This is a genomic window from Streptomyces sp. ACA25, assembly GCF_028200735.1.
Taxonomy (GTDB): Bacteria; Actinomycetota; Actinomycetes; order Streptomycetales; family Streptomycetaceae; genus Streptomyces.
On the sequence record NZ_JAQKPV010000016.1, the window covers coordinates 62,415 to 75,735 of the forward strand.

Genomic DNA, 13,321 nt, shown 5'->3' on the forward strand with positions numbered 1-13,321 from the left:
CGGCGCCCGGGTGCTCCGGAACTGGCCCCTCACCCTGCCTCACCGGGGCCCGCGGCCGAGGAAGGACACGGCCACACTCACCGTCACACCGAGCGCCGCCACCAGTGCGTGGCGCCACATGGACGGCAGGTCACGGGTGGTGACCACCGGGTCCGGCGGCAGCCCGTACACCTCCGGCTCGTCGAGCAGCAGGAAGAACGCGCCGTCCCCGCCCACCCCGTCCTCCGGGTCGTGACCGTACAGCCGCGCCTCCTCCACCCCGCGCCCGTGCAGCTCGCCCAGCCGCCCCGCCGCCCGCTCGCGGAGCTCCTCCAGCGGGCCGAACTGGATGGAGTCCGTGGGACAGGCCTGAGCACAGGCCGGTTCCTGGCCTGCCCCCAGACGGTCGTAGCAGAGCGTGCACTTGAACGCCCGGCCGTCCCCCTCACGGATGTCGATCACCCCGTAGGGGCAGGCGGGCACACAGTAGCCGCAGCCGTTGCAGATGTCGTCCTGCACCACGACCGTCCCGTACTCGGTGCGGAAGAGCGAACCGGTGGGGCAGACGTCCAGGCAGGCCGCACGGGTGCAGTGCTTGCACACGTCGCTGGACATCAGCCAGCGCACCTCGCGCCCGGCCTCCCCGGCCCCTGGCTCCGCGGATCCGGGAGCCCGGGGCGGTGCGGGGGGCCGGCCGGGGAGGGCCGCCTCCGGCATCCCCAGGTCCACGGGAGCGCGGGGCGGGGATGCGGGCGGGACCTGCTGTTCGATGAAGGCCACGTGCCGCCAGGTGTTGGCGCTCAGCGCCCCCGCGTTGTCGAAGGACTGTCCCAGCAGTTCGAGGCCTCCGTCCCCGGGTGGGACGAGATTCCATTCCTTGCACGCCACCTGGCAGGCCTTGCACCCGATGCACACGGAGGTGTCCGTGAAGAACCCCACCCGGGGCGGGTCCGGGGCCACCGGGCCGGCCTTCCTTCCGGGGTCGTCGGACGGGCCGGGCCGGCCGGCGTCGGCAGTCGTCATGGCAGGGAGTCTCCGTTCCGGTCCGCGGGCGGGTCCGCCGCGCTGTCTCCCCCGTCGGCGCCGGGGCCGTCGGGGATACGGGCCCGCCTGCGGTGTTCCGCGACGTAGCCCGGCAGGCCGGCCCCGCGCGGGCGCCGGCCCGGCCGGATGTCGCAGGTCGCCGCCTTGGCTTCCTGGATGTGCACATTGGGGTCCAGGACGACGGAGAGCAGCTCGTTCGCCGCGTCTCCGGTGGACAGGCCGTTCGGACCCCAGTGGTAGGGCAGCCCGACCTGGTGAATGGTGCGTCCCCGCGCCCGCAGCGGCCTGATGCGGTCGGTGACCAGCACCCGGGCCTCGATGGCGGCGCGGGCCGACACGACGGTCGCCCAGCCCAGGTGCTCCAGACCGCGCTCGGCGGCCAGCTCGGGAGAGACCTCGCAGAAGAACTCCGGCTGCAGTTCGGAGAGGTACGGGAGGGTGCGGCTCATGCCTCCGGCGGTGTGGTGCTCGGTCAGCCGGTAGGTGGTGAAGACGTAAGGGAAGACCTCACTGGGGCTGGGGTGGTAGCGGTTCGCGGGGTGGGAGTACGTCCGGAGCGTGGGGTTGGTCTGCTGCCGGTAGAGCGGGTTGTCCACCGGCGACTCGTAGGGCTCGTAGTGAGCCGGCAGGGGCCCGTCGGCCAGCCCGGCCGGCGCGAAGAGCCAGGCCAGGCCGTCGCTCTGCATGATGAACGGGGACGTCCCCGAGAGGGCGTCCTGCGCCCGGGCCCCGGGGGGCGGCCGGTAGTCCGGCGGCTTGTCCGGTTCGAAGTCCGGGACGTCCTCACCGGTCCACCGTCCTGCCCCGGCGTCCCACCACAGGTATTTCTTCCGCTCGCTCCACGGCCTTCCCTCCGGGTCGGCCGAGGCCCGGTTGTACAGGATGCGGCGGTTCGCCGGCCAGGCCCACGCCCAGTCGGGCGCCACCCAGCTCTGTTCGCTGCCCGGCCGGCGGTTCGCGGCGTGGTTGTGGCCACCGGCCCGGATCCCGCAGTAGATCCAGACGCCGCAGCTGGTCGACCCGTCGTCCCGCAGTTGCGTGGAGGCGGCCAGCGGTCCGTCCGGTCCCTCACCGTTCATCTCCGCGAGCACCGCCTCGGCGCTCGGTTCAGCGTGCGGGCCCTCTGTCGGGTAGTCCCAGGTCAGTTCGAGCAGCGGGCGGTCCCGTTTCTGCGGTGAGCCGGCCAGCTTCTCCCGGATGATCCGGCCCAGGTGGTAGGCGAACCACAGATCGCTGCGGGCATCGCCCGGCGGGTCGACGGCCTGGTGGTGCCATTGCACCAGCCGCTGGGTGTTCGTGAAGCTGCCGGACTTCTCCGTGTGCGCCGCCGCGGGCACGAAGAAGACCTCCGTCGGGATCTCCTCGGTGCGCAGCTCACCGGTCTCGATCTCCGGCCCGTCCTGCCAGAACGTCGCGCTCTCGATCAGCTGCAGATCCCGTACCACCAGCCAGTCCAGGTTGGCCAGGCCGAGGCGCTGGAGTTTTGCGTTGGCGGACCCGACTGCCGGATTCTCACCGATCAGGAAGTAGCCCTTGCACTCCCCGGCGATCTGGTTCAGCACGGTCCGGTAGCTCCCGTGGTCGCCGGTCAGCCGCGGCAGCCAGTCGAACCGGAAGTCGTTGTCCTCCGTGGCGGCCTGCCCCCACCAGGCTTTCAGCAGGCTGACCGTGTAGGCGCGCATGTTGCCCCAGTAGCCGGTCGGGCCGGTGGTGGCGTCCACGTAGGCGTGGAGGTCGTGATGCCGGCCGGCGTGCGGCATGGGGAGATAGCCGGGCAGCAGGTCGAACAGGGTGGGCACGTCGGTGGAGCCCTGGATGCTGGCGTGCCCGCGCAGGGCGAGAATCCCGCCGCCCGGGCGGCCGATGTTGCCCAGCAGGGTCTGCAGAATCGAGGCGCTGCGGATGTACTGCACACCGACCGTGTGCTGGGTCCAGCCGACCGAGTAGCACAGCGCCGTGGTGCGCTCGCGCCCGGAATTCGCGGTGATCGCCTCGGCGACCTGCGCGAACTGCTCCGGCGGGATGCCGCAGACGTCCTCCACCAGCTCCGGTGTGTACCGGGCGAAGTGCCGCTTGAGTACCTGATAGACGCATCGTGGGTGCTGGAGCGTGGGGTCGGTGGCCGCTGCTTCGCCCACGCCGGGCCCGCCTTCGCCGTAGGCCTCCGCGCGGGCGGTGTCCCGGTGTCCGGCGCCGCCGTGCTCCGCCGCCGCATGCTGCCCGTGCGAGGACCGCCACCGGCCGCGTTCCCCGGCGGCCGGGGCTGCCTCGGTGCCCTCGTACATCCAGGTCAGCGGGTCGTAGGAGCGTTGCTCGGGGTCGAAGCCGGAGAACAGGCCGTCCAGGTCCTCGGGGCCGGCGAAGTCCTCGCGCAGGATCGCGGAGGCATTCGTGTAGGCGACCACGTACTCCCGGAAGTCCTTCCCGGTGCTGAGCACATGGTTGATCAGCGCGCCGAGGAACGCGATGTCGGAGCCCGCCCGCAGCGGCACGTGCAGATCGGCCATCGCGCTGGTGCGGGTGAAGCGGGGGTCGACATGGATGACGGTCGCGCCCCGCGCCTTGGCCTCCATCACCCACTGGAACCCGACAGGATGGCACTCGGCCATGTTCGAGCCCTGGATCAGGATGCAGTCCGCGCGTGCCAGGTCCTGCTGGAAGGTGGTCGCTCCGCCGCGACCGAACGAGGTCCCCAGACCGGGAACGGTGGAGGAGTGTCAAATACGGGCCTGGTTCTCCACCTGGATGGCGCCCAGGGCCGTGTACAACTTCTTGAGCAGGTAGTTCTCCTCATTGTCCAGGGTCGCGCCGCCCAGCGAGGCGATGCCGAGCGTCCGCCGGACCCGGGCGCCCTCGTCCGATTCCTGCCAGGTCTGCGCACGGGTGCCGATCACCCGGTCGGCGATCATGTCCATCGCCCGGTCCAGCGGGATCCGCTCCCACGTGGTGCTGTGCGGGCGGCGGTACAGCACGGTGGAGACCCGGCCGGGGCTGGTGACCAGCTGTTTGCTCGCCGCTCCCTTGGGACAGAGCCGCCCCCGCGAGACCGGCGAGTCGGGGTCCCCCTCGATCTGGGTGATCCGCTCGTCCTCGACGAAGACCCGCTGCCCGCACCCCACGGCGCAGTACGGGCACACCGAAGGCACCACGCGGTCGGCGCTGCCGGTGCGGGCGCTGAGCTGTTCGGTGCGCCGTGAACGCGCGGCGGTACCCCTGCCCAGCGGGTCGTCGCCGGTGAGCTGCCGGTACACCGGCCAGCCCTCGAACCACTGCCGTACCCCCATGGCGACCTCCCGCTTCACGCCTCGCGTCACCGCCGGTCCCCCTCCGTCACGGTACGGTCGGGGCCTGCGGACCGCATCCGGTGGGTGCCGTCCGCCGTCCGTTCGCTGATCCCGTCACGGTGCAGGAGCTCCATCAGCGGGACAGCCACCCGCCGGGTGGTACCCAGCGCCTGCCTGGCCAGGCTGAGGGTGAACGGCTGGGGCAGCCCGGCGAGCCGCACTGCGGCCCGTTCCGTGGCCCCCGGCAGCAGGAAGACTCCGTCGCCCACCTTGCTCAGGCGGCCGGCGCGGACCGCCGCCGCCAGCTCCTTCGGGCCCAGTCTCAGCCGGGCCAGCCGGTCCGCGTCCGGTGCCGCGAACGGGTTCCGGGACAGCTCGGCGGTCAGCTCTGCCACCGCGGCCTCGACACGGGCGGGCAGCGCCGGTGTACGCCCGGCGGCGCACACCCTTCCGGCCACCACGGCCAGTCCGGTGTCCGCGGCAAGTCGCTCCGTCACCCGCAGAGCGGGCAGCCGCAGGCGCTTGCGCACTGCTTCGACGGGGACGCCCGGGTCCAGCGGATGATCGTCCTGCCACCGGCCCAGCACGGCCCGCAGTTCCTCCTGCAGCTCCGTCCAGGCGAACGGGTGCACCAGCCAGCCCTCCCCCACCGCTTCGCCGGAAGGCGGCAGCCCGCGGGCGCGCAGTTCGGCGGCGGTGATCAGCCGCTCCCGGCGCAGCACCGCGTCCGCGGCCCTCGCGGGATCCGGTACCGGCCCGGCCAGGGCGGCCAGCTCGGCTCCGTGGCTGCGGGCCGCTCCGCGGCGGCGCAGCCGGGGTGGCCGGATGTCCAGCACCAGGGCACCGGTTGCGATCCGGTGCCGCCCCGGGTCGCGCAGCAGCACCCGGTCGCCGAAGCGCAGCGGCAGCGGCCGGGACAGCCGGAGGCGGGCGGTGCGGCCGGCCAGCGGCCGGAGCCGGGCGGCGACCGCGGCGGAGCCGATGTGCAGCACGGGACCGGGCGGCAGGTCCCGGGAGTCCGCCGGCCCGTCGAGGGCGCCGCCGTGCAGGGCGACGTCGATCTCCTCGGTGGTCAGCCACCGGCCGGGGGACAGCAGGGCGTCCCCGCGCACCGGTGTGTCCCGGCCGGCGCCGCGCAGGTTGACCGCCACCCGGGCCACCGGGCCGGCCGTGGAGACCTCCCGGCCGAGCATCTGCAGACCGCGCACCCGCACGGCGGTTCCGGTGGAGGCCGCCTCCAGTTCGTCACCGGCCCGCAGCGTGCCGCCGGTGAGGGTGCCGGTGACCACGGTGCCTGCCCCGGCGATGCTGAACGAGCGGTCGAGCCACAGCCGGACATCGGCTTCCGGATCGGTCGCCGGCAGTTCGGCGAGCAGCCGGGAGAGCCCTGCCCGAAGAGGACCGAGCCCGTCGCCGGTTCGTCCGCTCACCGCCACCGAGCCGATCCGGCCGAGGCTGGTGCCGGCGATCCGGGCCAGGGCCTCGCGCTCGGCGGGCGCCGGGTCCGCCAGGTCGCTGCGCGTCACCGCGAGCAGGCCGTGGCGGACGCCCAGCGCGTCGAGTGCCGCGAGGTGCTCCTCGGACTGCGGCATCCACCCCTCGTCGGCGGCCACCACGAACAGCACGGCCGGGGCGGGGCCGACCCCGGCGAGCATGTGGGGCACGAAGCGTTCATGACCCGGGACGTCGACGATGGCGACCGTCTCCCCGGTGGGCAGGGTGGTCCAGCCGAAGCCGAGGTCGATGGTGAGGCCGCGGCGGCGCTCTTCCTCCCAGCGGTCCGGTTCCATCCCGGTGAGCAGCCGTACCAGCGTGGACTTGCCGTGGTCGACGTGCCCGGCGGTGGCGATCACGTGCATCGGCGGTCCGTTTCGCCGACGGGGGCGTCCTTCCCGGCTTCCCCACGGCCGGGCTGCTCCCGTGCGCGGTGGGCACGATGGGCTTCCAGGACCGCCGTCAGCAGCGTGTCCTCCTGGTCCTCCGCAAGGGCCCGGAGGTCCAGCAGACACCGGTTCCGTTCGATCCGGCCGAGCACTGCGGGGGTACCGGTGCGCAGCAGCGGGCCGTACCGTGCGGGCAGCGCGACCCCGGCGCTGGGAAGTGTGACGCCCGGCGCTCCGCCACCGCCCACCACCGCCTCGGTGGCCGTTGCGGCCGCCGGTACGCCCTCGGCGCACAGCCGGTCCGCGAGCCGGCCGGCCCGTTCGTGCAGGACGGCGGGGTCGGCGGTCAGCGCGGTGGCCACGGGGGTGCCGGGGCCGCGCAGGGTTGCCTCCAGGGCGGCGAGGGTCAGTTTGTCGACCCGGAGGGCGCGGGCGGCCGGGTGTCTGCGCAGCAGGGCGATCAGTTCCGCGTCGCCGAGCAGCAGACCCGCCTGCGGGCCGCCGAGCAGCTTGTCGCCGCTGGCGGTCACCAGCGCGGCTCCGTCGCGCAGGGCGGTGGCGGCATCCGGCTCCTCCGGGAGGAGGGGGTGCGGGGCCAACAGGCCGGATCCGGTGTCCACCACCACGGGGGGTCCCAGGGCGGCCAGTTCACTCAGGCCGGGAGCCGCGGTGAAGCCGGTGACCCGGTAGTTGGAGGGGTGCACCCGGAGCAGGAAGGCGGTGTGCGGGCCGATGGCCTCCGCGTAGTCCCGCACTCCGGTGCGATTGGTGGTGCCGACCTCCCGCAGCACCGCCCCGGTGCCGGCCAGGAGTTCGGGGATACGGAAGCCGTCCCCGATCTCGACGAGTTCGCCCCGGCTCACGACGATCTCCCGGCGGGGGCCGCCGGCCAGGGCAAGTGCGCAGAGGAGCAGGGCGGCCGCGTTGTTGTTGACGAGGTGCACGGCGGCAGCCTCCGGGACGGCCGCGGCGAGGGCGGCGAGTGCCCCGCGCCCCCTGCGGCCCCGGCGGCCCTCGGCGAGGTCGAGCTCGACGTCGGTGCAGCCGGTGGCGGCCAGCACCGCGTCCCGGGCGGCGGCGGACAGCGGTGCCCGGCCGAGGTTGGTGTGCACCAGAACGCCGGTGGCGTTGAGCACCGGCCGCAGGCTGCTCGCACGTTCCGGGAGTCCGGCGACCACGGCAGCGACCACCTCCTCCGGGGCGATCTCGCCGTCCCGGGACCGCCGCTGGGCCTCCTTGACGGCGGACTTGACAAGGGGGCGCCCCAGCGTGCGGACCGCGTGGACGACCTGCGGTTCACCGAGCACGGCGTCGGTACGGGGGATGCGCCGGCGCGGATCCGTCATGGCACCTCTTCGGTCCTTGGGCTTTCGGCCCCGTCGGCCGGGGCAGCGGAACCGGGCGGGATGGCGGAGGCGGACGGGAATCGAACCCGCCAACGACAGCTGCTGCCGTTCCACGGTGTTGAAGACCGGGCCGGTCACCAGACCGGAAACGCCTCCCCGCGCTCGCGCCCCATCATGACAAACATGTCTGTACAGGATGAATACGCCACGACGGGGCATCATGCCCGTCATGAACACCGTCACTTCGCCCGGACCGGTCCGGCTCACCCAGTACGCGCACGGCGGTGGCTGTGCCTGCAAGCTCCCGCCCGGCGAACTGGAGGAGGTGCTGCGGGGGCTGGGGTCCGGGGTTCCGGTGTCCGGCGCCGCCGGGGATCTGCTCCTCGGCCTCGACCCGGGTGACGACGCGGGCGTCGTCCGGCTCCGCGGCGCGTACCGCGGTCTGGCGGTCCTGGCCACCACCGACTTCTTCACCCCGATGGTGGACGATCCCTACGACTGGGGTCGGATCGCGGCGGCCAACGCCCTTTCGGACGTCTACGCCACGGGCGGGCAGCCGCTGCTGGCCCTCAATCTGCTGGCCTGGCCGCGGGGGGCGCTGCCCCTGGAGCTCGCCCGGGAGGTGTTGCGTGGCGGCTCGGAGGTGGCAGCGGCGGCCGGGTGCCATGTGGCGGGCGGCCACAGTGTGGACGATCCGGAGCCGAAGTACGGCATGGCGGTCACCGGACTGGTGGACCCGGACCGGATGCTGCGCGCCGACGCCGGGATCCCCGGCGTGCCCCTGTCCCTGACCAAGCCCCTGGGCATCGGGGTGCTGAACAGCAAGCACAAGGCGACGGGCGAGATCTTCCCGCAGGCCGTGGACGCGATGACACGGCTCAACCGGGGGGCGGCGGAGGCCGCCGTCGCCGCGGGTGCTGTCTGCGCGACCGATGTGACGGGCTTCGGGCTGCTGGGCCACGCTGTGAAGCTCGCCCGGGCCGGCGGCGTCACGGTGGCGATCGACGCGGGTGCCGTGCCTGTTCTGGACGGGGCCCGGCAGGCGCTGCGGGAAGGCCACATCAGCGGGGGCACCCGACGGAACCTGGAGTGGGTGGGGCCGCACGCCGACCTGTCGCGCCTTTCCGAGGAGGAGGCGCTGCTGCTGGCCGACGCGCAGACCTCCGGTGGTCTGCTGGTGGCGGGCGAGGTTCCCGGCGCCCCGGTGATCGGCGGGATCCTCCCCCGCGGGCCGCATGCCCTGCTGATCCGCTGACCTGCCGGCCCGCGGAAACGTGGTGCCGCGGAGGAACGGTCCCGCGGTGTCCGGCCGCGTCACTAGGATGGCCCGATGGGTGATCTGAACAGCGGTGCCGCGACGACCGAGGCCGTGGAGGTGCTGCAGCGAGTCTTCGGTTACGGCACTTTCCGCGGTGAGCAGCAGGACATCGTGGAGCACGTGGTGGACGGGGGCGACGCGCTGGTCCTGATGCCCACCGGAGGCGGCAAGTCGCTCTGCTACCAGATCCCCGCGCTGGTCCGGAAGGGCACCGGCGTGGTCGTCTCCCCGCTGATCGCCCTGATGCAGGACCAGGTCGAGGCGCTGCGCACACTCGGTGTGCGCGCCGGATTCCTCAACTCCTCGCAGGACCTCGACGAGCGGCGCGTCACGGAGGCGCAGTTCCTCGCCGGGGAGCTGGATCTGCTCTACCTGGCTCCGGAGCGGCTGCGTTCGGAGGCGACCCTGCGGCTGCTGGAGCGCGGTGACCTGGCGCTGTTCGCGATCGACGAGGCACACTGCGTGGCCCAGTGGGGCCACGACTTCCGGCCCGACTATCTGATGCTGTCCACCCTGCACGAGCGCTGGCCGGATGTGCCGCGGATCGCGCTGACGGCCACTGCCACCGAGGCGACCCACACCGAGATCGCCTCCCGGCTTCGGCTGCAGGACGCCCGGCACTTCGTGGCGAGCTTCGACCGGCCGAACATCCAGTACCGGATCGTCCCCAAACAGGAGCCGAAGAAGCAGCTGCTGGAGCTGCTGCGCGAGGAGCACCCGGGGGATGCGGGCATCGTCTACTGCCTGTCACGTTCCTCGGTGGAGAAGACTGCCGAGTTCCTGGTGCGCAACGGCATTCCGGCGCTCCCGTATCACGCGGGGCTCGACAGCCGGGTCCGGGCCGGGCACCAGTCGCGGTTCCTTCGCGAGGACGGGCTGGTGATGGTGGCCACCATCGCCTTCGGCATGGGCATCGACAAACCCGACGTGCGGTTCGTCGCCCATCTCGACCTGCCCAAGTCGGTGGAGGGCTACTACCAGGAGACGGGGCGCGCCGGGCGGGACGGGCTGCCCTCCACCGCCTGGCTGGCCTACGGCCTCCAGGACGTGGTGCAGCAGCGGAAACTGATCGACGGCTCGCCGGGGGATGCCGCGCAGCAGCGCCGGCTGGGCGCGCATCTGGACGCGATGCTGGCCCTGTGCGAGGCCGTGGAATGCCGCAGGACCCAGCTGCTGGCCTATTTCGGCCAGACCGGCACGGCCTGCGGAAACTGCGACACCTGTCTGACACCGCCGGCCACGTGGGACGGCACGGTGGCCGCACAGAAGCTGCTGTCGACCGTGGTGCGGCTGGACCGGGAGCGGCGGCAGAAGTTCGGCGCGGGCCACATCATCGACATCCTGGTCGGCAAGAAGTCCGCCAAGGTCATCCAGCACAACCACGACGGGCTCAGTGTGTTCGGCGTCGGAGCGGAACTGCGCGAGCTGGAATGGCGGGGTGTGGCGCGGCAGTTGCTCGCCCAAGGGCTGCTGGCGGTGGAGGGCGAGTACGGCACTCTGGTGCTCACCGGCCGCAGCACGGAGGTGCTGCGGGGGGAGCTGCCGGTGCCGCTGCGGCGGGAGCCCGAGCGGGCGGTGAAGGCCGCGCGTGCGAAGACCGGTTCCGGGGCACGGCGGACGGCCCCCGCAGAGCTTCCGGAGACCGCGGTTCCGCTGTTCGACCGGCTGCGGACGTGGCGCGCGGCGACGGCGGCGGAGCAGGGCGTGCCCGCCTATGTCATCTTCCACGACGCGACGCTGCGGGAGATCGCTACCGCCACGCCCGCGACACTGACCGAGCTGGGCACGCTGCACGGGGTGGGTGAGAACAAGCTCGCCAAGTACGGGCAGAGCATTCTCGACCTGCTCGCCGGGGAAGCGGGGCCGCACCCGGAGCCGGAGGCTGCCCCAGCCCCGGGGGCGGCGGGGTCCACACCGGGAACGGAGCCCGTGCCGGAGCCGGGGGAAGGACCCGAGCCAGGGGAAGGACCCGGGCCGGAGGACGGACCCGGGCCGGACGACGGCCAGGATGCCGAGTTCGCCCGGTGGATGGCCGGGGAGGGCTGATCAGCCGCTGACGTTCCCCTCCAGGTACAGCCAGGCGGCGCCCGCACGCAGGAACCTGCTGTTCTCGTGCAGGGCGCCCGGCTGACCGCGGCGGGTCCAGTGGGCCCGGAACTCCACTGTCCCCTCGGTGTGGAACGCGCTGCCGCCGCTGCTGTCGAGGATCTCCAGTCGCCGCCAGCGCAGTGCGGGGTCGAAGTCGATGCCGGGCGGCCGGGTCGTGGGATGCCAGCTCCTGAGCAGGTAGGCCTCGTCCTGGACGGCGAAGGCACTGAAGCGGGAGCGCATCAGTTGCTCCGGGGTGGCGGCCGTGCTCTGCCCCCGGTGCAGCCGCCCGCAGCAGGCGTCGTAGGGGACGGCGAGCCCGCACATGCAGGTGCTCGGGTCGGGCAACTTCCGCGGTGCGCGTGCGCGCGGCTTTCGACGGGACATCCCGACATTGTGCGCGCCCGCCCCGGCGGTTGTTTGTCCCGGCCGGGTCCGGGAAGCCGTACGGTGAGCGAAACGGAGGAAACTGCGGGAAATCCCCCGGGGCGCGCCACTGACGCATCCGGCGCGGGTGCCCGCGCCGCCGGCGACAACGGGGCGGCCTGCGGTAACCGCGAAGGAGGTGGGCGAGCATGTCCGACGAGGCGAGGGGTGACGCGGTCTACCAGCCGATGGACTCCGACGGCCAGGACCGTCCCGACGACCCGGACCTGGAGAACGAGCTGGGCAGACAGGGGATGGACCGGACGCTGGACGAGGGCTACTCACCGCCCGAGAAGCCCCTCGCGGTGAACCGTCACGGCACCACGGCGCGTGAGCAGCGGGAGGGCCAGTCGCTCGACCAGCGGCTGGCCGAGGAGATGCCCGAGGTCGGGGAGACCGAGGGCGACGGGATCGGCGACCAGCCGGGCATGGCCGGAGAGCCGGTGGACGAGGAAGCCGGTGACGAGCGGTCGGGACGGCTGGTCGGCTCCGACGAGGGGTTTCCGGGCCGGGGCGACGACGTGTTCGCCCGGGACGTGGGTATCGACGGCGGGGCAGCGTCGGCGGAGGAGGCAGCGGTTCACGTGATCCCGGAGGACGACGAAAGTGACCTCACCTCCGGTCCCCCGCCGGGCCGCAGGCCGTGACAGCCACGGGCCCGGCCTTCGCGGAGGCCGGGCTCACGGCTCGGGTGGCGGGGCGGGGGCGGTGCGCAGGTAGTCCTCGATGGTGGCCTCCATGCCTATGTCGTGGTGTGCCCGCTCGGACAGGCGCAGGCGGTGTGCCAGCAATTCGTGGTAGAGCTGCGCGGTGTCGGCCGCCTCGATCAGTTCCCTGGGCAGGGCCCGGACCGCGGGCCGGTACACCTCACGGACCCAGCGGTGGGCCAGGACCTCCGGGCGGGCCCCCAGGGGGTCGCCCGGGGCGTAGTCGTCCTGGGTGGCCATCCAGTGCTCGAGGTCGTTCAGCAGGCTGCGCGCCTGGTTCTCCTCGGCGTCCAGGCCGGTGAGCCGCAGGAGTTGACGCTGGTGGTGACCGGCGTCGACGACCTTGGGGAGGAAGGTGACCGAGTCGCCGTCGGGGGAACGCTGGATCTGCATCTCGGCGACGTCGAAGCCGAGATCGTTCAGCCGCCGGATGCGCCGGTCGATGTAGTGGCGCTTCTGCTGCGGATAGATGGAGGTGCGGGTCAGCTCGTGCCACAGCTCGCCGTACCGTTCGACCGTTGCCTCACCGAAGGGCACCGGGTTGACGGAGGGGTGCAGGGAGCCGCCGGCCTCCAGGTCCATCAGCTCGCCGGCGATGTTCACCCGGGCGACCTCGAGGTCGTACTCACGCTGCCCGCGCGTGAGGGTCGGCTGGATCTGGCCGGTCTCGGCATCCACCAGGTACGCCGCGTAGGCGCCCGCGTCGCGGCGGAAGAGGGTGTTGGAGAGCGAGCAGTCACCCCAGGCGAAACCGCTCAGATGCAGGCGGACCAGCAGCACGGCGAGTGCGTCGAGCAACCGCTTGACCGTGGTGGGACGCATCGTCGTCTCGAACATCGACCGGTACGGCTGCGAGCCTTTCAGCCGCCGGGTGATCAGGACCGGTTCGAGCGGCTCGCCCCGGGAGTCGGCCCGCCCGGTGACGACTGCCACCGGGTCGACGGCCGGCACGCTGAGCCGGTCGAGGTCGCGCAGCAGCCCGTACTCCCGAACGGCAGCCCATTCAGCGACTTCCTTGACGGCGAACACCTCGCCGCCCGCTCGAGCGAAGCGGACGACGTGCCGGGAGATGCCGCGCGGGAGAGCGACCAGGTGTTCCTCGGGCCAGTCCACCAGCGGGATGTCCCACGGCAGATCGAGGAGGGTCGCCGGGTGCTCCGGGGACGTCGCGGTGATCTGTAGTTCCATGGGCCCAGTCTGCGCCCGGTGCTGCCCGGCCCAGCGGCTGCCCCCCGTCCTGCCCCCG

The 13,321-nt window shown here is 73.0% G+C and carries 9 protein-coding genes and 1 tRNA gene; 3 read left to right on the forward strand and 7 right to left on the reverse strand.

The features are described 5' to 3' along the window. Positions 1–39 precede the first annotated feature (39 nt). The 5 genes from PJ985_RS21030 to PJ985_RS21050 all read right to left on the reverse strand — a co-directional run bounded on the left by PJ985_RS21030 (position 40) and on the right by PJ985_RS21050 (position 7,692). A complete protein-coding gene (locus PJ985_RS21030; protein WP_271685446.1) occupies positions 40–1,002 on the reverse strand; it encodes a 4Fe-4S dicluster domain-containing protein in 963 nt (320 codons plus the stop codon). After that, positions 999–4,307 (reverse strand): formate dehydrogenase, encoded by a 3,309-nt coding sequence (gene fdh, locus PJ985_RS21035; protein ID WP_271685476.1) that lies wholly within the window; start codon positions 4,305–4,307, stop codon positions 999–1,001. The genes PJ985_RS21030 and fdh overlap by 4 nt, the downstream gene beginning before the upstream one ends. A 26-nt stretch (positions 4,308–4,333) precedes the next feature. Continuing rightward, positions 4,334–6,166, reverse strand: a complete 1,833-nt coding sequence (selB, locus tag PJ985_RS21040) for a selenocysteine-specific translation elongation factor (protein WP_271685447.1) — start codon at positions 6,164–6,166, stop codon at positions 4,334–4,336. Continuing rightward, positions 6,157–7,536: an L-seryl-tRNA(Sec) selenium transferase gene (selA, locus tag PJ985_RS21045; RefSeq protein WP_271685448.1), complete on the reverse strand. Its 1,380-nt coding sequence runs from the start codon at positions 7,534–7,536 to the stop codon at positions 6,157–6,159. The genes selB and selA overlap by 10 nt, the downstream gene beginning before the upstream one ends. 61 nt (positions 7,537–7,597) lie before the next feature. Then, positions 7,598–7,692, reverse strand: a tRNA-Sec gene (locus tag PJ985_RS21050). Between the two features lie 73 nt (positions 7,693–7,765). Here PJ985_RS21050 and selD point away from each other — a divergent pair. After that, positions 7,766–8,791, forward strand: a complete 1,026-nt coding sequence (selD, locus tag PJ985_RS21055; protein ID WP_271685449.1) for a selenide, water dikinase SelD — start codon at positions 7,766–7,768, stop codon at positions 8,789–8,791. A 75-nt stretch (positions 8,792–8,866) separates the two neighbouring features. Then, positions 8,867–10,900, forward strand: a complete 2,034-nt coding sequence (gene recQ / locus PJ985_RS21060; RefSeq protein WP_271685450.1) for a DNA helicase RecQ — start codon at positions 8,867–8,869, stop codon at positions 10,898–10,900. Here recQ and PJ985_RS21065 read toward each other — a convergent pair whose 3' ends face one another. Beyond that, positions 10,901–11,329 carry a YchJ family protein gene (locus tag PJ985_RS21065; RefSeq protein WP_271685451.1) on the reverse strand — a complete coding sequence of 143 codons (429 nt, stop codon included), beginning with the start codon at positions 11,327–11,329 and terminating at the stop codon, positions 10,901–10,903. It lies immediately after the preceding gene. 188 nt (positions 11,330–11,517) lie between these two features. On the opposite strand from PJ985_RS21065, the gene PJ985_RS21070 reads away from it, so the two are divergent. Continuing rightward, positions 11,518–12,015, forward strand: coding sequence for a DUF5709 domain-containing protein (locus PJ985_RS21070; RefSeq protein ID WP_271685452.1), 498 nt, complete (start codon positions 11,518–11,520; stop codon positions 12,013–12,015). A gap of 33 nt (positions 12,016–12,048) precedes the next feature. Here the strand turns inward: PJ985_RS21070 and PJ985_RS21075 are convergent, their stop codons facing one another. Then, positions 12,049–13,263 carry a DUF4032 domain-containing protein gene (locus tag PJ985_RS21075; protein ID WP_271685453.1) on the reverse strand — a complete coding sequence of 405 codons (1,215 nt, stop codon included), beginning with the start codon at positions 13,261–13,263 and terminating at the stop codon, positions 12,049–12,051. Positions 13,264–13,321: the final 58 nt, after the last annotated feature.